The following is a 16,982-nucleotide window of genomic DNA, read 5'->3' as shown; positions in this document are numbered from 1 at the left end:
TAAGCCTTGACCTTCCTGTAACTGGAAGCCTTATCTGAAGCTGGAACAAGAAGGAGTTCCGCCATGTCCCGCCACCTGACCCTGAGTATTCAAGGCATGACCTGTGCCGGCTGCATGGGCCGAGCCGAACGCGCCCTGGCCGCGGTGCCGGGGGTCGAGAATGTCTCGATCAACCTTGCCAACGAGCGGGCACAGTTTGACCTGACCGAGAATGGCCAGTTGTCGGATGCCATCGCGGCCCTCGACGAAGCGGGTTATCCGGCACGTATCGAAACAGTGGTTCTGAATGTCGAATCGATGTCCTGCGCCTCTTGCGTGGGGCGGGTGGACAAGGCCCTTGCCGAGGTTGACGGGGTGTTGGACGTCAACGTCAACCTCGCCTCGGAAACGGCCACGGTACGTTTCGTGGACGGAATCGCATCTGTAGGCGACCTGATGGCGGCGGCGCGTGAATCGGGTTATCCGGCGACACCGGCGGAATCCGACACGGTGGCCGAAGATGCAAGCGACCGTAAAACAGCAGAAGCGCGGGATATGTTTCGCAAGACCGCCATCGCGGCGGCCTTGACCCTGCCTGTGTTCATCATCGAAATGGGTGGTCATGTCTTTCCGGCATTCAAGGATTTGATCCACTCCACCATCGGCCAACAGACCAGTTGGATATTGCAGTTCGTGCTTGTGTCATTGGTTCTGATCGGTCCGGGACGGATCTTTTATGCCAAGGGTTTCCCCGCGCTGTTCAAAGGCGCGCCGGATATGAACAGCCTTGTCGCGGTCGGCACCTCGGCGGCTTTCCTGTACTCTTGTATCGCCACCTTCCTGCCCGCGCTGCTGCCTGAAGGTGTTCGTGCGGTTTATTTCGAGGCCGCGGCGGTGATCGTCGTGCTGATCCTTCTGGGCCGGTCACTTGAGGCCCGGGCCAAGGGGCGCACGGGGGCGGCCATTCGCAAGCTTATGGGCTTGCAGGCGCGAACGGCGCGGGTCATCCGGGATGGAAAACCACAGGATGTGGACATCGCCGAAATCACCGTGGGTGAGACCATTCTCGTCCGCCCCGGCGAACGGATTGCCGTGGACGGCGAGGTGATCGAGGGCACGGCCCACGTTGATGAAAGCATGATCACCGGGGAGCCGATCCCGGTGGAAAAATCCCCCGGCGACGAGGTAACGGGTGGCACGGTGAACGGCGCAGGGAGTCTGCAATTCCGTGCAACACGGGTGGGCCGCGATACCACACTGGCCCAGATCATTCGCATGGTCGAAGAGGCACAGGGCGCGAAACTGCCGATTCAGGGGCTGGTGGACAAGATCACGCTTTGGTTCGTACCTGCGGTGCTGGCACTGGCCGTGCTCACCGTTTCTGTCTGGCTGATCCTGGGGCCCGATCCGGCACTGACGCTGGCGCTTGTGGCTGGAGTTTCGGTACTGATCATCGCCTGTCCCTGTGCCATGGGGTTGGCCACGCCCACCTCGATCATGGTCGGCACGGGGCGCGCGGCGGAACTGGGCGTTCTGTTCCGCAAGGGCGATGCCCTGCAACAGCTAGCGTCGGTGGATGTGGTGGCCTTGGACAAGACCGGGACCGTCACCGAAGGGCGACCCGACCTGACCGATCTGGAACTGGCGAAGGGTTTTGATCGGGCCGATGTGCTGCGCCTTGTGGGCGCGGTCGAGGCGCAATCGGAACACCCCATCGCACAGGCCATAACCCATGCGGCCGAAGCCGAGGGGGTAATCCTGCCCAAGGTCGAAAGCTTTGAGTCCATCACCGGGTATGGTGTGCGCGCCACGGTATCCGGGCACGACGTTCTGGTCGGGGCCCGCCGTCTGATGGAGCGCGAGGGGATTGACCCTGCACCGCTCTCCAAGGCCGAGGCAAATCTATCGTCCAAGGGACGCACCGCGCTATTCGCCGCGATCGACGGGGAACTGGCCGCGCTTCTGGCGGTTTCGGACCCCGTGAAACCCACCAGCGCCGCCGCGATCAAGGCACTGCACGCCCGCGGCCTGCATGTGGCGATGATCACCGGCGACAAGGAAAGCACCGCCAAGGCGATTGCAGATGATGTCGGCATAGACCAACTGGTCGCTGATGTCCTGCCCGATGGGAAGGTTGCAGCCCTTGATCGCCTACGCGAAGGTGAACGGCGCGTGGCTTTCGTAGGCGACGGGATCAACGATGCCCCCGCGCTGGCCCATGCCGATATCGGCGTGGCCATCGGCACGGGAACGGACGTGGCCATCGAAAGTGCCGATGTGGTTCTGATGTCAGGTGACTTGCAGGGCATCGTCAACGCCGTTGAAGTGTCACGCCAGACAATGCGCAACATCAAACAGAACCTGTTTTGGGCCTTTGGCTATAACGTGGCGTTGATTCCCGTGGCCGCAGGGGCGCTATATCCGGCCTTCGATGTGTTGCTGTCGCCGATGCTGGCGGCGGGGGCCATGGCCCTGTCATCGGTATTTGTCCTGTCCAACGCGCTGCGCCTGCGGGGGATGAAAGCGGCAAGCAAGCCGAAGGATGGAGCCATGCCGCAAAAAGCAACGGTCAAACCCGCCCCGGCGGAATAGGAGGCACGCGATGAACATCGGAGATGCGGCCAAGTGCGCCAGCCTGCCAGCCAAAACCATCCGCTACTATGAGGATATCGGCCTGATTCAGCCGGATCGCGGCCTGAATGGATACCGCGATTTTTCCGAGAATGACCTGCACAAACTGCGATTCCTGGGGCAGGCACGATCGCTTGGGTTTTCGATCGAGGATTGCCGCAGCCTATTGGAACTTTACGAGGACAAGGCACGCGCAAGCGCTGACGTGAAACAGATCGCCGAAGGCCACTTGGAGAAAATCGACGCCAAGATCGCGGAACTTCAAGGGATGCGCCAGACATTAGCACATCTGGTCAAGGCCTGTGCAGGCGATAACCGCCCCGACTGTCCAATTCTGGCCGATTTGGCCACGGCGCGAGGCGGCAACGCCTGACCCCGGTCAAGAACGGATTATGCGGCGCGGTTTTTCTCGGCAATGGCAGCCTCGGCCCAAGCCAGCAGGGCGTCGTCCTGTGGGGGGACGGCCTCGGCCAGGTTATCGGTAAAGCTCTGAAACGCAGGCAGGTTCAGGCTGTTTGTGCCAGCGATCACGGGCACGCCGTCGATAAGGCACTGAGCGATGATATCGCGAAATCCACGGCCATCCGCCTCGTGCTTGCCGAACTTGTTGACGATCAAAAGGTCGGGCCGCGACGACAGGGTTTTCGAAACCTCGCCAACGGCGGCCTCAAGCGCGGCGGGGTCAAGACGGCACCCGCGCGCCTCGCGGCCCAATGATTGCGAGATTCGATAGACCGGGCCATCGGGAAGAACCTTTACATCCATGTCGCAAAGGTAGGAATCGGAACAGGCGGTATTGGTCTGCACCACACCGGCCAGACGCAAGCCACGGGCAAGGCATCTGTCGGCCAGCCGCGCCAACAGACGGTCAGTGGCGCCGCGCTCCTTGGCAAGGACATATCCCAGTTTCATCTTCGGCCTCCCCCGAATGCCGCAGGCGATCCCCCTCGCGCACGGTCTCTCGCACACGCCTGAGTTCCGTGCCGCGCAATACTTGCAGCATGGCGCGAAAGAGGCAAGCCAAGGGTATGTTTGCTACTGACCCTCGCCCGCGCAGGCCTCATCACCCTCTTTCCGAGGCCGGTCTGGTGATCACACCGCGCTTGCCCGGTATGACTGAAAAGAGGGCGAGATGGCATTCGCCGTATCCTGAAGCTTGGGAAGTATTTCACGTTCGATCTTTTCACGCGTCCAGACGTGTGCAGATACCGAGCACTGCACTGCCGCATAGGCGCGCCCTTCCGGGCCGATGATCGGCGTCGCTACACCGATTTCGTTCAATATCATCTGGCCACTGGATATGGCGAAACCATCCACGACGGCCTGCTCGATGCTTTCACGGACCTTGTTGCGATCGGTCGTCGTGCTGGCGGTGAACTTCTTGATCGGCCAATTTTCGATCGCTTCGTTTCGCTTGTCTTCCGGGAAGGTTGACAACATTGCGCGCCCTGCGGACGTGGACAGGGCCGGAAGACGCCGCCCGATGATCGTGGCGGCAAAGTATGTACGCTTGCACGGCAGGCGACTGACATAAACGATATGATCACCGGACAGTTCGGCAAGGTTGACCGTTTCGCCCAATTCCTGTGCAAGATCGATCAGCTTGGGCATCGCTTGCCCCACGAGGGGATCCGACCAGTAATAGGCATAGGCCAGCTGCAACCAGGCGTGAGAGGGTCGGAAGCGCCGGGTATCCGGGTCCTTGTCCAGCATACCTTCGATGTGAAGCGTATTCGCCAAACGTTGAGTCGCGCTTTTGTCCAAGCCGCTACGTCGGGCCAACTCCCCCAGGGAAAGGTCGGTATGGCCTTCGTCGAAGGCCTGCAAGAGCCGCAGCCCCTTGGCAACCGAAGCAACATAGAGCGTGTTCTGTTTTGTTTTCATGCAATTACCGGAAAGCTTACCCCAAAACGACCGAAAGGGGGTTGACGGTTTTGTGACAGACCGCGTTAATGGATCATATAAAAGTTGCTCGTATCGTAATGTAATACACGAGTCAAGAAAGAAATCCACTGGCTGTCCGAGAAGGGGCGCCACAGACCATAGGGAGACCATCATGAAACCATCCTGGTTGAAATCCTCCATCGCTGGCCTTGCGCTGGTGGCCGCGGCGGGTGCTGCTTCGGCCGAAAAGGCCAATGACACGCTGCGCGTGGCATTCACGAAGGAGCTTGAGAATGTCGACAGCTTCTTCAACTCGTCGCGCGAAGGCGTTGTCCTGCAACGCGCCATCTGGGACGGCCTGATTTATCGTGATCCGGTGACCAATGAATATACCGGCAATCTGGCCACATCGTGGGAATGGATTGACGACACCACGCTGGAGCTCAAGCTGCGCGAGGGCGTCACCTTCCACAACGGTGAACCGTTCAACGCCGATGACGTGGTTTATACCGTGAATTTCGTCTCGAAAGAGGAAAACGGCGTCAAGACACAGCGCAACGTGAACTGGATGGAGTCCGCCGAGAAGATCGACGACTATACGGTTCGCATCAACCTGAAAGACAAGTTCCCGGCGGCCATCGAATTCCTGTCCGGCCCGGTGTCGATGTACCCCGATCAGTATTACGCCGAGGTCGGGCCCAGCGGCATGGGCCTTGAGCCCGTAGGGACCGGCCCCTACAAGGTTGTCTCCGTGGTTCCCGGGCAGCACTTTGTGCTTGAGAAAAACGAGAACTACCACGACAGCCCCAAAGGACAGCCCGAAGTCACCAATATCGACATTCGGACAATCCCCGACGTGAACACTCAGATGGCCGAGCTGTTCAGTGGCTCACTTGATGTAATCTGGCAGGTTCCTGCGGATCAGGCCGAGAAACTGGCCGAGATGGGCCAGTTTACGGTAAAGAACGAATCCACGATGCGGGTCGGGTATCTGTCGATGGATGCGGCTGGCCGCTCTGGCGATACGCCGTTCTCGGATCTGCGTGTGCGGCAAGCCGTCAACCACGCGATCAACCGGCAGGAGTTGGTTGATGCGCTTCTGAAAGGGAAATCGAAGGTCGTCTGGACACCGTGTTTCCCCAGTCAGTTCGGCTGTGAGCAAGACGCGGCGCAAACCTATGAGTACGATCCCGAGAAAGCCAAGGCGCTGCTGGCCGAGGCCGGGTATCCCGACGGTTTCACCACCGAGCTTTACGCCTATCGCAACCGCGAGTACGCCGAGGCCATCATCAGCTACCTGAACGCGGTCGGCATCAAGACGGACTTCAAATTCCTTCAGTATTCCGCTTTGCGCGAACTGAATATGAAGGGCGACGTGCCACTGGCATTCCTGACCTGGGGCAGTTTTTCGATCAATGACGCATCGGCCATGGTCAGCCAGTTCTTCAAGCATGGCTCGCTGGACGATGCACGTGACGATCAGGTGCTTGCGGATCTGAACGTGGCTGATAGCTCGACCGACCCCGAACAGCGGATCGAGCACTATGCCAAAGCGATCAAGCGCATCACCGAACAGGCCTACTGGGCACCGATGTTCTCGTACAACACGAACTACGTGTTCACCAACGAGGTCGAGTATACGCCGACGGCCGACGAGGTCCTGCGATTCACGACCATGTCCTGGAAGTGATCTAAACGGGCGCGGGTTAACCCGCGCCCGCCCTTCTCTTCCGAACAGCCTGACACCTGACAGACTCCTCGCACTGGTGCGAGCAATGCAAAAAGGGTTTGCCCGTGCTCATTTTTATTGCCAAACGACTGGGGCTGGCCATCATGGTGGCCTTCACCGTCTCCTTCATCAGCTTCACGCTTCTCTTTCTGGCAGGCGACCCGGCCGCGGCTTTGGCCGGTGAAACCGCCAGTGGCGAAGACATCGAAGCCATCCGCAAGCTTTACGGCTTTGACCGCCCGATGCTGGTGCAATACTTCGACTGGCTGCTCTCTGCGGTTCAGGGCGACTTTGGCGAAAGTTACTACTTCCGCTTGCCCGTCTCGTCGTTGATCGTCGAGCGCCTCAGCGTGACCATGACGCTGGGTGTCTGCGGTATCACCTTTGCCCTGCTCACGGCGGTGCCGCTTGGTGTTGCCGCCGCGATCCGGCCGAATTCCCTGATCGACCGGCTGGCCCTGTTCCTGTCGGTCGCCGGACAGGCGATGCCCAGCTTCTGGTTCGGCCTGATCCTGATCGTGATTTTTGCCATCCAACTTGGCTGGCTTCCGCCCTCGGGCGCATCATCGCCCATGCATTTCATCATGCCCACCATCGTTCTGGGCTACTATGCCATGCCCGCTATCATGCGCCTGACACGGGCCGGGATGCTTGAGGTTCTGTCGTCCGAGTATATCCGAACGGCACGCGCCAAGGGCGCGTCCGAGGGCAGGGTGCTGTTCCGCCATGCCCTGCGCAATGCCATTATCCCGGTGGTGTCGCTGGCGGCTGTTCAGATGGGTTTCATGCTGGGTGGTTCGATCGTTGTCGAATCGATCTTTGCCCTGCACGGGGCCGGGTATCTGGCATGGGAAAGCATCGCACGGAATGACCTGCCCACGGTGCAGGCGCTGATCCTTGTTTTCTCGATGTTCTACATCGTTTTCACCTTTCTGGCAGACGTGTTGAACGCGTGGCTGGACCCTCGGATGCGGAGTAGCTGATATGGCCACGACCGAAACAAATGACCCTCTTTTGCAGGAGATCACCGGCCCGACCCCGGCACAGATGCTGCGCAAACGCATCTTCGGGCATCAGGGCCTTTTGATCGGCGCAGGCGTATTGGGCGTTCTGCTTGTCGTGGCGATCTTCGCGCCGCTTCTGGCGCCACATGATCCCTATGCGCAAAGCCTGATGAGCCGCATGGAACCGCCTGTCTTCCTCGGCGGAAGCTGGGAGCACCCCTTGGGCACCGACCACCTTGGGCGTGATTACCTGTCACGCCTGATCTACGGGGCGCGTGTCTCGTTGATGATCGGGGCCATCGCAGCGCTCATCTCGGGTGTGATCGGCACCGCGATGGGGGTGGCCGCCGGATATTTCGGTGGCCGTGTCGATATGGTGGTGACCTTCCTGATCAACGTGCGGCTGGCCATGCCGGTGGTTCTGGTGGCCCTTGCCGTCGTGGCGATCCTTGGCGGATCGTTGCAGGTGGTGATCGTGGTTCTCGGGCTTCTTTTGTGGGATCGCTTCGCCGTCGTCATGCGCGCCTCGACGCTTCAGGTCCGGGGCCGCGAATACGTCGCCGCCGCCCGGGCCATCGGGGCCTCGACCCCACGGGTGATCCTGTCCGAGATCATGCCCAACATCGCCAACAACCTGATCGTCGTGGTCACGCTGGAGATGGCGCACGCCATCCTGCTGGAGGCAGCCTTGTCCTTCCTGGGCCTGGGCGTTCAGCCACCGACGCCAAGCTGGGGCCTCATGGTCTCGGAAGGCAAGAACATGATGCTGTTTGAACCGTGGATGGTGCTTATCCCCGGGGCGGTGCTGTTCCTGCTGGTGCTGGCGATCAATCTCATGGGGGACGGTCTGCGTGACGTGACCGCCCCGGAAAACCGGAGCTGACACAATGAGCAAACCCTTGCTAAGCGTCCGCAATCTTACAATCGACATCCCGGTCGGAGCGGGCACACTGCACGCCGTTCGGGGCATCGACTTTGACCTGAACCGTGGCGAGACCCTTTGTATCGTCGGCGAAAGCGGGTCAGGCAAATCACTGACCTCTCTGGCGGTGATGGGCTTGTTGGGAAACAACATCCGCCGCAGCGCCGATCAACTTGAGTTCGACGGGACCGACCTGATCAATGCCAGCCCGCGCACAATGCGCGCGCTGCGGGGCGGGCGGATGTCGATGATCTTCCAGGAGCCGATGACCTCACTCAATCCGGCGTACACGATCGGGGATCAGTTGATTGAGGCACTTTTGCTGCACAAACCCGTTGGCCGCAAAGCTGCCCGTGCCCGTGCCGTGGAACTGCTGGAGAAGGTCGGGATCACCGCCGCCGAAAGCCGTCTGTCGCAATATCCCCACCAGCTTTCGGGTGGGTTGCGCCAGCGGGTGATGATCGCCATGGCCCTGATGTGTGAACCCGAACTGATCATCGCCGACGAGCCGACCACGGCACTCGACGTGACCATTCAGGCCCAAATCCTGCGGCTGCTGTATGATCTGGGCCGCGAAATGAACATGGCGATGATCCTGATCACCCATGACCTGGGCGTGGTGGCGCGCGTCGCCGACAAGGTCGCGGTGATGTACGCCGGTGAACTGGTCGAGACCGGCCCGGCCGCCGAGGTGTTCAACACACCCTCGCACCCCTACACACGGGGGCTTCTGCGCTGCATTCCCTTGCCCGGCAAGACCGAACGCGGCAGCGAGCTTGGCACGATCCCGGGCATCGTCCCGTCCTTGGTCGGCGATGTGCATGGATGCGCCTTCCGGACCCGGTGCCCCTATGCCGAAGGCGCCTGTCAGGGGACCATCCCGATGCACGGCGATGACAGCCACGAATTCCGCTGCATCCATGCAGACGGCAAACGTCACGCCGAAGAGGAGGTGCCCGCATGAGCCCTGAGACCTCACCCCCCGTTCTGGAACTGCGTAACGTTACCAAGACCTACCGCGTCAAGCAGGGTATTTTCGGCAAGGCCAAGCCCCTGACCGCCGTCAACGATGTATCCTTGTCCCTACCGCGTGGCGAAGTGTTGGGCCTTGTGGGCGAATCGGGTTGCGGCAAATCCACCCTCGCCAAGATCTTGCTGGGGCTGGAAACACCGACGAGCGGTCAGGTCCTGATCGACGGCAAGGAGATTCTTGCACAGGACCGGCTTAGCCTCGCGCGGCGTATCCAGCCGATCTTTCAGGATCCCTACTCGTCACTGAACCCGCGCAAAAGCATCTTCGACATCGTATCGCTGCCCTTGCGCGTCCATGGTGTGGGCGGCCCGCAGGAGTGGGACCGCAAAGTGCGCGAAATTCTCGACATTGTTGGATTGCCCGCACGGGTCATGAACACATTCCCCAGCCAAATGTCGGGCGGACAGCGCCAACGCGTTGCAATTGCACGGGCCCTCATCATGAAGCCCGAAATCGTCATCTGCGACGAGCCTACATCGGCACTGGACGTGTCTGTGCAAAGCCAGATTCTCAACCTGCTTGGCGACCTGCGCCGGGAATTCGGCCTGACCTATCTGTTCATCAGCCACGACCTTGCCGTGGTCGAGCATCTCGCGACACGTGTCGCGGTGATGTACCTGGGCCGGATCGTCGAGGAATCGGACGTGGCGGGCCTCTTCGACGAGGCGGGTCATCCATATACCCAAGCGTTGTTGAAATCGGTCCTGACACCCGAACCGGGGTTGGGCGTTCCCGACACCCAGCTTGGCATGGCCTATCCCAACCCGATCGACCCGCCTGCGGGATGCCAGTTCCATCCGCGCTGCCCCATGGCCACGGATCTCTGCAAGAAAGTGGCACCACGCCCCGTTGAAACAGCGCGTGGCCGTGTGGAATGCCACCTGCTTGACCCGCAGAGCCCCATGCACGACGCGAAGGTTGCCTGAGATGTCCGTGAACCTGTCGCGCACGGCGCAGACCCGGAAAACCGTCATCGAGACTGAACACGGCGTTGTTGCGGCCCAGCACCGGCTGGCCGCCCAGGCGGGGGCGGATGTTCTTGCCGCGGGCGGTGATGCCGTCGATGCGGCGATCGCGACCTCCTTTGCCATTGGCGTTCTCGAACCCTGGATGAGTGGCCCGGCGGGTGGCGGGGCACTGATGCTCTGGCGCGCCGATGAAGGTCGGGCAGAGGCGCTGAATTATGGGATGCGTGCGCCTTCGGGCCTGAACCCTGCGGATTACCCATTGTCCGGCAACGGTGTGGCGGGCGACCTGTTTCCCTGGCAGGAAGTCGAGGGCAACCGCAATGTGCAAGGCGCAACTGCCGTGGCAGTGCCCGGGGTCGTCGATGGCATGGGCCAGATGCATGAGCGCTATGGCCGGATGCCTTGGGCCGACCTGCTGGCGCCCGCCGTGGATTTTGCCCGCGAGGGGCTTCTTGTCGACTGGTATGCGGCGCTTATCATCGCCTCGGCCACCCGTGAGTTGGCCAAGGACCCGGACGCTGCGACACTTTTCCTTGAAGACGGGCAGTGGCCGAAAATCAGTGGCTGGACTGCACTGGCCGAACAGCGGCTGGATCAGACGCGCATGGCGGACAGTCTTGAACGGCTGGCCCGCAAGGGCGCGCGGGAATTCTATGACGGCGATCTTGGCGCGACCATGGCCGCCGACATTCAGGCCAAGGGCGGAAGCTTGGGCCATGATGATCTGCGGGCCTATCACGCCGAGTTTTCCGCGCCGCTCAGCTTCGACTATCGCAATGCAAGGTTCCATGTGGTGCCCGGCCTGACAGCTGGCCCCACTTTCCAGCAAACACTCGATTCCATGGCAGGAACCGAATTCGGCCCGGCACCCGATGCGACCTCCTTCGTTGCCACCTCCGAAGGCCTGTTCCGGGCCTATGAAACCCGCCTTCAGACCATGGGGGACACCGGCGAAACTGAAACACATGCAGGCTGCACCACGCATTTTTCGGTGGTGGACCGGGACGGCAACATGGTGAGCCAAACCCAGACCCTTCTGTCGATCTTCGGGTCACGCGTGGTGTCGCCTTCGACAGGGTTCCTGATGAACAACGGGATCATGTGGTTCGATCCGGTTCAAGGGCGGCCCAATTCGCTTGTGGCGGGCAAACGTTGCCTGATGAATGTCTGCCCAATTCTGGGCGAGGCTGGCGAGACGCGCTTTGCCTACGGGGCGTCGGGGGGCCGCAAGATCGTTTCGGCCATGTCGCAGATGGCCTCGTTCGTCGCAGACTTCGGCATGGATGCCGAGGCCGCCTTCCACCACCCGCGCATTGATGTCTCGGGTGGCAACACCATTGTCGCAGACGACACGCTGCCAGCCGCAGTGACAGACGCACTGGCAGCCCAGCACCCGGTTGTCACCACCCGCCGCAGCCCGTTCCCCTATGCCTTCGCCTGCCCCGCAGGCGTCATGCGTAAAGGCCGTCTCAACAGCGGCTGCACCGAAATCATGTCGCCCTGGGGCGACGCCATTTGTGAAGAACCTGACAGGTAGACCATGACACGCACTTCCGCTATCGACACCGTTTCCGCCTATTTTGACGACGGCCGTTTCCAAAACGAACTGGGCGATCTTGTCGCCTACGAAACCGAAAGCCAGAACCCCGATCAGGCCCCTGAACTCGCGCGTTATCTGGACAAGGCGATGACCGAACGCCTGAGTGCCATGGGATTTTCCTGTGAAATTCATCCCAACCCGGTCGAAGGCGCGGGTCCGATCCTTGTGGCCGAACGGCACGAGGGCGACGACCTGACCACCGTTCTGACCTATGGGCATGGTGACGTGATCCGTGCCCAGACAGACCAGTGGCGCGAGGGCCTGCATCCTTTCAAACTGGTTGAAGAAGGCGAGCGCCTTTATGGTCGGGGTAGCGCCGACAACAAGGGCCAGCACCTGATCAATATCGCCGCCCTTGATGCGGTCTTGCAGACCCGTGGCAAGCTTGGCTTCAACTGCCGCGTGGTGATCGAAACCGGGGAAGAAACCGGATCACCCGGACTGGCCGAGTTTTTCGAGGCCCACAAGGATGACCTGTCTGCCGATGTCCTGATCGCGTCTGACGGGCCGCGCCTGCAACCCGAGACACCCACGATGTTCATGGGATCGCGGGGCGGGGTAACCTTTGATCTGGTCGTGGATTTGCGCGACGGCGCGCATCATTCGGGCAACTGGGGCGGGCTTCTGGCCGACCCGGCGATGATCCTGGCGCAAGCTCTTGCCATGATCACCGATGCCCGGGGCCAGATCCGTATTCCCGAATGGCGCCCCGACAGCCTCACCGATGACGTGCGCGCCGCCTTGCGCGGGTTGCCGATTGCCGGGGGTGACGGGCCATCCATAGACGAAGACTGGGGCGAGAAGAGCCTGACACCGGCGGAACGCGCCTATGGCTGGAACAGCTTCGCGATACTGGCCATGAAAAGCGGTGTCCCCGAGGCGCCGGTCAACGCCATATCGGCGCATGCCCGCGCCACCTGTCAACTTCGCTATGTCGTCGGAACCGACCCGGAAGACATCATTACTGCGCTGCGACGCCACCTTGATGCACTTGGGTTCGAAGTCGTGCAGATCGTCCCGCATGACCGCGGCTTTTTCCGTGCGACCCGGCTGGCGCCGGATCATCCTTGGGTGAAATTCGTGGCCGCCTCGCTTGAAAAAACCGCGGGCCAAAACCCGCATATCCTGCCCAATCTTGCCGGGTCCCTGCCCAACGACGCCTTTGCCGACATCCTGGGCCTTCCCACCGTCTGGGTGCCTCATTCTTACCGTGGATGCTCGCAACACGCGCCGGATGAACATGTGCTCAAGCCGGTGTGCCGTGATGCACTTAGGCTGATGGCGGGTCTGTTCTGGGATGTGGGGGAGGGTAAAACCCCTTAATTTCCGTATCGCAAAACCAGGGGCGGTAGGTTACCGCAGACCGCCCCGATATTCCCTATCCAATTTCCGGGGTCCACGGAGAATCATAGGAACTCTGTTCACTAGCGAATCCTGAATACCTAGATTTTTGGGTATTTACGAATGGTGCCCAGGAGAGGACTCGAACCTCCACGTCCATACGGACACTAGCACCTGAAGCTAGCGCGTCTACCAATTCCGCCACCTGGGCAGGTGTCGTGAGGCAGGCATGTATCCTTGCCCCAAGGAACTGTCAACGGCGATTTTGCGACAATCCCCGCATTCATCATATCGCCTTGTCCAAACCGCACTTCAAGGGTAGGAAAGTGATCGAATACGCATCAAGCGCCGGAGGCCACCCATGTCGAAACTTGTCACCATCTATGGCGGATCGGGATTTGTGGGCCGCTACATCGCGCGACGTCTGGCACAAGCGGGTTGGCGGGTTCGCGTGGCCGTGCGACGGCCCAACGAGGCGATGCATGTCAAAACCTATGGCGTTGTCGGGCAGGTCGAGCCGGTATTCTGCAACATCCGTGACGATGAAAGCGTCCGCTCGGTGATGCAGGGGGCGGATGCGGTTGTGAATTGCGTCGGAACCTTTGATCGCAAAGGCCGTAACAATTTCGACGCTATCCAGCATGAAGGCGCCGAGCGAATTGCGCGGCTTGCATCTGAGGAAGGTGTCGAGCGGATGGTGCATATCTCGGCCATCGGTGCCAATGCCGTGTCAGACAGCCTCTACGCCAGATCAAAAGCGCAGGGTGAAGCCGGTATTCTTGAGTCGTTCCCGAACGCCGTGATCCTGCGCCCGTCGGTGATTTTCGGTCCAGAGGACAACTTCTTTAACCGCTTCGCTGGAATGACCCGCTTCAGCCCCTTCCTGCCAGTGGTCGGGGCCAATACCAAGTTCCAGACGGTTTATGTGGATGATGTGGCCCATGCCGCCGCCAAGGGCGTGATGGGCGAAGCTGCACCTGGGATTTACGAACTGGGTGGGCCCGACGTGAACACATTCCGCGAGTTGATGCAGCACATGTTGCAGGTAATCCGTCGTCGCCGGATCATCATCAATCTACCCTTCTGGATGGCCAGCATCATGGGAGGTGTCATGGAATTGGTTCAAAGCATAAGCCTTGGCCTTATCCCACCGCAGATCACTCGCGATCAAGTGCGCAGCCTGAAGACTGATAACATCGTCTCGAACGATGCCAAGGGCTTTGCCGATCTCGGAATCGAACCCACCTCTCTTGAGGCGGTTCTGCCCGATTACCTCTGGCGCTTCCGTCCGGCGGGCCAATACGAGGCGATCAAGGAATCGGCTGGCAACCTGCGCGCCAATTAACTGTAGGCGATACCCAACAGCACAACGCCCAAACCGATCCGATAGATCACATAGGGCGTGAAGCTGACGCTGCGCAATAACCGCATCATCAGCGTCAGCGCCAAAAGCGCTGAAATAAAGGCGAACGCGGCCGCAATCGCCCCGTCGCGCAAAACGGCGGCGTTGGCTTCCAACGCGGCCTCTCCGGCCAAAAGCGTGCCGCTTTCTATGATCACCGGTATCGACATCAACATGGACAGGCGCGCCGCATCAGACCGGCCATACCCCATGAACCTTGCCCCGGTGATCGTAATGCCCGAACGCGAGGTGCCGGGAATAAGGGCAATCGCCTGCCACACGCCCATGACCATGGCATCACGCAGTGACCAATCCTTTGCATCTCGCGTGGTTTCACCCGCCTGATCGGACCAATAAAGCACGATCCCGAATACAAGCATTGTCCAACCGATCACGGTGATTGAGCGCATCTCATCGTCCAGACCTGTCAGGGTGAGTAAAACACCAAATGCCACAACAGGAATTGACGATACGAGCAAGAGAAAGGCCAGCTTGGAGCCTTCGGTGTCAATCTTGCCGGTCAATGCGCGCGGCAGGCTGGCTATGGCACCCCTGACATCGCTCCAGAAATACAGAATAACCGCGAACAGCGTCCCCACATGGACCGCCACATCAATCGCTTGTCCCTGATCATCAAGGCCGGTGAGATTCGGCAACAGAATCAGGTGACCGGAGGACGAAACCGGCAAGAACTCGGTTACGCCCTGAATTATGGCGACCAACAGAAGATGAAACAGCGGCATCGGCGAAGTCCCGCAAGGAAAGCTGGTCTAGCTATAACTGATTGAGATTGTGAGGAAAGTCATGATTTAAGTCCGATTCGGACTAAATTTATGAACAAAATACTACCTGTGCGCTCGCAGAAGACGGAATTTTTTAACATTAGGTAACTCTTTCTGACTTTAATTTATCAAGGGGTTGCTTTAGACAGGCTCGGCACAAGTCAATTCCGGAGGCCATGCCGTGGCAAAGCAACCGATGCTGAAGTTCGTTAATGTTGAGCGTGACATGCCCGAGAAACGGGCGGCGGACGCACGCAACAAGGATTTCCATGAGATCTACGCCGAGTTTGCCGATGCGAAGGCGAAAGAGCAGGCCAGCCGTTGCAGCCAATGCGGCGTGCCCTACTGCCAAAGCCATTGCCCGCTGCACAACAACATCCCCGACTGGCTGCGCCTGACGGCACAGGGACGGTTGCAGGAGGCGTATGATCTCAGCCAGGCCACCAATACCTTCCCGGAAATCTGTGGGCGTATCTGCCCGCAGGACCGTTTGTGCGAAGGCAACTGCGTGATCGAACAATCGGGTCATGGCACCGTGACGATCGGCGCGGTCGAGAAGTATATTACTGATACCGCATGGGACAAAGGCTGGGTTCAAGCCATCGCGCCCAAGGCGGAACGTGTTGAATCCGTTGGCATAATCGGTGCCGGCCCCGGCGGCCTGGCCGCCGCAGACGTGCTGCGCCGCGAAGGTGTACAGGTGACGGTTTATGACCGCTATGATCGCGGTGGCGGGCTGATGACCTACGGGATTCCAGGGTTCAAGCTGGAAAAAGACGTGGTCATGCGGCGCATGGAGCAGCTTGAAAAAGGTGGCGTTGAGTTCGTGATGAATTGCAACGTGGGCGAAGACATCACGTTCGAAGATATCCGCAACAAGCACAACGCCGTGCTGATCGCCACGGGCGTCTACAAAAGCCGCGATTTGCAAGGGCCGGGATCTGGCGCACAAGGGATCGTGCGGGCACTGGATTATCTAACTGCAAGTAATCGCTTGTCTTTTGGCGATGTCGTTCCTGAATACGATAGCGGCGAACTGAACGCCGAAGGCAAGAACGTGGTGGTTGTCGGCGGTGGCGATACCGCGATGGATTGCGTTCGCACGGCCATTCGCCAAGGGGCGAAATCGGTCAAATGCCTCTACCGCCGGGACCGGGACAACATGCCGGGATCGCAGCGCGAAGTGCAGAACGCCGAGGAAGAAGGCGTTATTTTTGAATGGCTTAGCGCGCCCAAAGGCTTTGTTGGCGACCCGGTGAGCGCGGTCAAAGTGCAGCAAATGCGCCTTGGTCAACCCGACGCTACAGGCCGCCAAAGCCCCGAACCCATCGAAGGTGCAGAGCATGACGAACCCGCCGATCTGGTGATCAAGGCGCTGGGCTTTGAGCCGGAAGACCTGCCAACCCTTTGGAATCAAAAGGAATTGGAAGTGACACGCTGGGGCACCGTCAAGGCCGATTTCGGCACCGGCAAGACCGCCATGGAGGGCGTTTATGCCGTGGGCGACATCGTGCGTGGCGCATCCTTGGTGGTTTGGGCGATCCGTGACGGACGCGACAGCGCGGCGGCAATTCTTGACCATCTGAACGCGGCGCAGACCGTCGCGGCGGAGTAAATTTTCGTACGACTCGTACGATGACCCCCGCAGTTTCGTACGAAAATCGGGGAGTCGGAACTGACCTTCGTACGAGTCGTACGAAACGGACA

General features: G+C 60.1%; 14 protein-coding genes and 1 tRNA gene. 11 read left to right on the top strand and 4 right to left on the bottom strand.

Annotation, left to right across the window (positions count from 1 at the left end; translation table 11 throughout):
- The first annotated feature begins 63 nt into the window (after positions 1–63).
- Entirely contained in the window at positions 64–2,571 is a 2,508-nt protein-coding gene (locus FDP25_RS09240) for a heavy metal translocating P-type ATPase (protein ID WP_154151036.1), read from the top strand.
- 10 nt (positions 2,572–2,581) lie between these two features.
- Complete coding sequence (gene cueR, locus FDP25_RS09235; protein ID WP_154151034.1) at positions 2,582–2,983, top strand: Cu(I)-responsive transcriptional regulator; 402 nt, start codon at positions 2,582–2,584, stop codon at positions 2,981–2,983.
- A 17-nt stretch (positions 2,984–3,000) separates the two neighbouring features.
- Here cueR and FDP25_RS09230 read toward each other — a convergent pair whose 3' ends face one another.
- Both FDP25_RS09230 and FDP25_RS09225 read right to left on the bottom strand, forming a co-directional pair.
- On the bottom strand, positions 3,001–3,522 hold the full coding sequence (locus FDP25_RS09230) for a DUF2478 domain-containing protein (RefSeq protein ID WP_154151032.1): 522 nt from the start codon (positions 3,520–3,522) through the stop codon (positions 3,001–3,003).
- A 180-nt stretch (positions 3,523–3,702) separates the two neighbouring features.
- Positions 3,703–4,695, bottom strand: a complete 993-nt coding sequence (locus tag FDP25_RS09225) for an IclR family transcriptional regulator (RefSeq protein ID WP_246175802.1) — start codon at positions 4,693–4,695, stop codon at positions 3,703–3,705.
- On the opposite strand from FDP25_RS09225, the gene FDP25_RS09220 reads away from it, so the two are divergent.
- From FDP25_RS09220 to FDP25_RS09190, 7 genes are all read left to right on the top strand, one after another.
- Positions 4,667–6,184, top strand: coding sequence for an ABC transporter substrate-binding protein (locus tag FDP25_RS09220; RefSeq protein WP_154151030.1), 1,518 nt, complete (start codon positions 4,667–4,669; stop codon positions 6,182–6,184). The genes FDP25_RS09225 and FDP25_RS09220 overlap by 29 nt on opposite strands.
- A 104-nt stretch (positions 6,185–6,288) precedes the next feature.
- Positions 6,289–7,206: an ABC transporter permease gene (locus FDP25_RS09215; protein WP_343032007.1), complete on the top strand. Its 918-nt coding sequence runs from the start codon at positions 6,289–6,291 to the stop codon at positions 7,204–7,206.
- Between the two features lies 1 nt (position 7,207).
- A complete protein-coding gene (locus tag FDP25_RS09210) occupies positions 7,208–8,110 on the top strand; it encodes an ABC transporter permease (protein WP_154151029.1) in 903 nt (300 codons plus the stop codon).
- Positions 8,111–8,114: 4 nt separating this feature from the next.
- Positions 8,115–9,113, top strand: coding sequence for an ABC transporter ATP-binding protein (locus FDP25_RS09205; RefSeq protein ID WP_154151027.1), 999 nt, complete (start codon positions 8,115–8,117; stop codon positions 9,111–9,113).
- Complete coding sequence (locus FDP25_RS09200) at positions 9,110–10,108, top strand: ABC transporter ATP-binding protein (RefSeq protein ID WP_154151025.1); 999 nt, start codon at positions 9,110–9,112, stop codon at positions 10,106–10,108. The genes FDP25_RS09205 and FDP25_RS09200 overlap by 4 nt, the downstream gene beginning before the upstream one ends.
- Before the next feature lies 1 nt (position 10,109).
- Complete coding sequence (locus FDP25_RS09195) at positions 10,110–11,687, top strand: gamma-glutamyltransferase (RefSeq protein ID WP_154151023.1); 1,578 nt, start codon at positions 10,110–10,112, stop codon at positions 11,685–11,687.
- A gap of 3 nt (positions 11,688–11,690) precedes the next feature.
- Positions 11,691–13,073: a M20 family metallopeptidase gene (locus FDP25_RS09190; protein ID WP_154151021.1), complete on the top strand. Its 1,383-nt coding sequence runs from the start codon at positions 11,691–11,693 to the stop codon at positions 13,071–13,073.
- A 142-nt stretch (positions 13,074–13,215) separates the two neighbouring features.
- Here FDP25_RS09190 and FDP25_RS09185 read toward each other — a convergent pair.
- Positions 13,216–13,302: transfer RNA gene (locus FDP25_RS09185), tRNA-Leu, on the bottom strand.
- 150 nt (positions 13,303–13,452) lie between these two features.
- Between FDP25_RS09185 and FDP25_RS09180 the strand changes: the two genes are divergently transcribed.
- On the top strand, positions 13,453–14,436 hold the full coding sequence (locus FDP25_RS09180) for a complex I NDUFA9 subunit family protein (RefSeq protein WP_154151019.1): 984 nt from the start codon (positions 13,453–13,455) through the stop codon (positions 14,434–14,436).
- Here FDP25_RS09180 and FDP25_RS09175 read toward each other — a convergent pair.
- Positions 14,433–15,236 (bottom strand): undecaprenyl-diphosphate phosphatase, encoded by an 804-nt coding sequence (locus tag FDP25_RS09175; RefSeq protein WP_154151017.1) that lies wholly within the window; start codon positions 15,234–15,236, stop codon positions 14,433–14,435. The two genes, FDP25_RS09180 and FDP25_RS09175, sit on opposite strands and share 4 nt — an antisense overlap.
- 220 nt (positions 15,237–15,456) lie before the next feature.
- Between FDP25_RS09175 and FDP25_RS09170 the strand changes: the two genes are divergently transcribed.
- Entirely contained in the window at positions 15,457–16,890 is a 1,434-nt protein-coding gene (locus FDP25_RS09170) for an NAD(P)-dependent oxidoreductase (RefSeq protein ID WP_343032006.1), read from the top strand.
- Positions 16,891–16,982 lie beyond the last annotated feature (92 nt).

The sequence above is a fragment of the Roseovarius bejariae genome (assembly GCF_009669325.1).
GTDB lineage: Bacteria > Pseudomonadota > Alphaproteobacteria > Rhodobacterales > Rhodobacteraceae > Roseovarius > Roseovarius bejariae.
Note: the sequence above shows the minus strand (reverse complement) of the source record. Positions and strands in the feature narration are given on the sequence as shown.

What these genes read in the sequence shown, in the direction of transcription:
- FDP25_RS09225 (WP_246175802.1), bottom strand. Translation starts at nt 4,695, where the DNA reads ATGGAGGATTTCAACCAGGATGGTTTCATGATGGTCTCCCTATGGTCT.
- FDP25_RS09210 (WP_154151029.1), top strand. Translation starts at nt 7,208, where the DNA reads ATGGCCACGACCGAAACAAATGACCCTCTTTTGCAGGAGATCACCGGC.
- FDP25_RS09190 (WP_154151021.1), top strand. Translation starts at nt 11,691, where the DNA reads ATGACACGCACTTCCGCTATCGACACCGTTTCCGCCTATTTTGACGAC.
- FDP25_RS09180 (WP_154151019.1), top strand. Translation starts at nt 13,453, where the DNA reads ATGTCGAAACTTGTCACCATCTATGGCGGATCGGGATTTGTGGGCCGC.
- FDP25_RS09230 (WP_154151032.1), bottom strand. Translation starts at nt 3,522, where the DNA reads ATGAAACTGGGATATGTCCTTGCCAAGGAGCGCGGCGCCACTGACCGT.
- FDP25_RS09205 (WP_154151027.1), top strand. Translation starts at nt 8,115, where the DNA reads ATGAGCAAACCCTTGCTAAGCGTCCGCAATCTTACAATCGACATCCCG.
- FDP25_RS09175 (WP_154151017.1), bottom strand. Translation starts at nt 15,236, where the DNA reads ATGCCGCTGTTTCATCTTCTGTTGGTCGCCATAATTCAGGGCGTAACC.
- FDP25_RS09220 (WP_154151030.1), top strand. Translation starts at nt 4,667, where the DNA reads ATGAAACCATCCTGGTTGAAATCCTCCATCGCTGGCCTTGCGCTGGTG.
- FDP25_RS09240 (WP_154151036.1), top strand. Translation starts at nt 64, where the DNA reads ATGTCCCGCCACCTGACCCTGAGTATTCAAGGCATGACCTGTGCCGGC.
- FDP25_RS09195 (WP_154151023.1), top strand. Translation starts at nt 10,110, where the DNA reads ATGTCCGTGAACCTGTCGCGCACGGCGCAGACCCGGAAAACCGTCATC.
- cueR (WP_154151034.1), top strand. Translation starts at nt 2,582, where the DNA reads ATGAACATCGGAGATGCGGCCAAGTGCGCCAGCCTGCCAGCCAAAACC.
- FDP25_RS09200 (WP_154151025.1), top strand. Translation starts at nt 9,110, where the DNA reads ATGAGCCCTGAGACCTCACCCCCCGTTCTGGAACTGCGTAACGTTACC.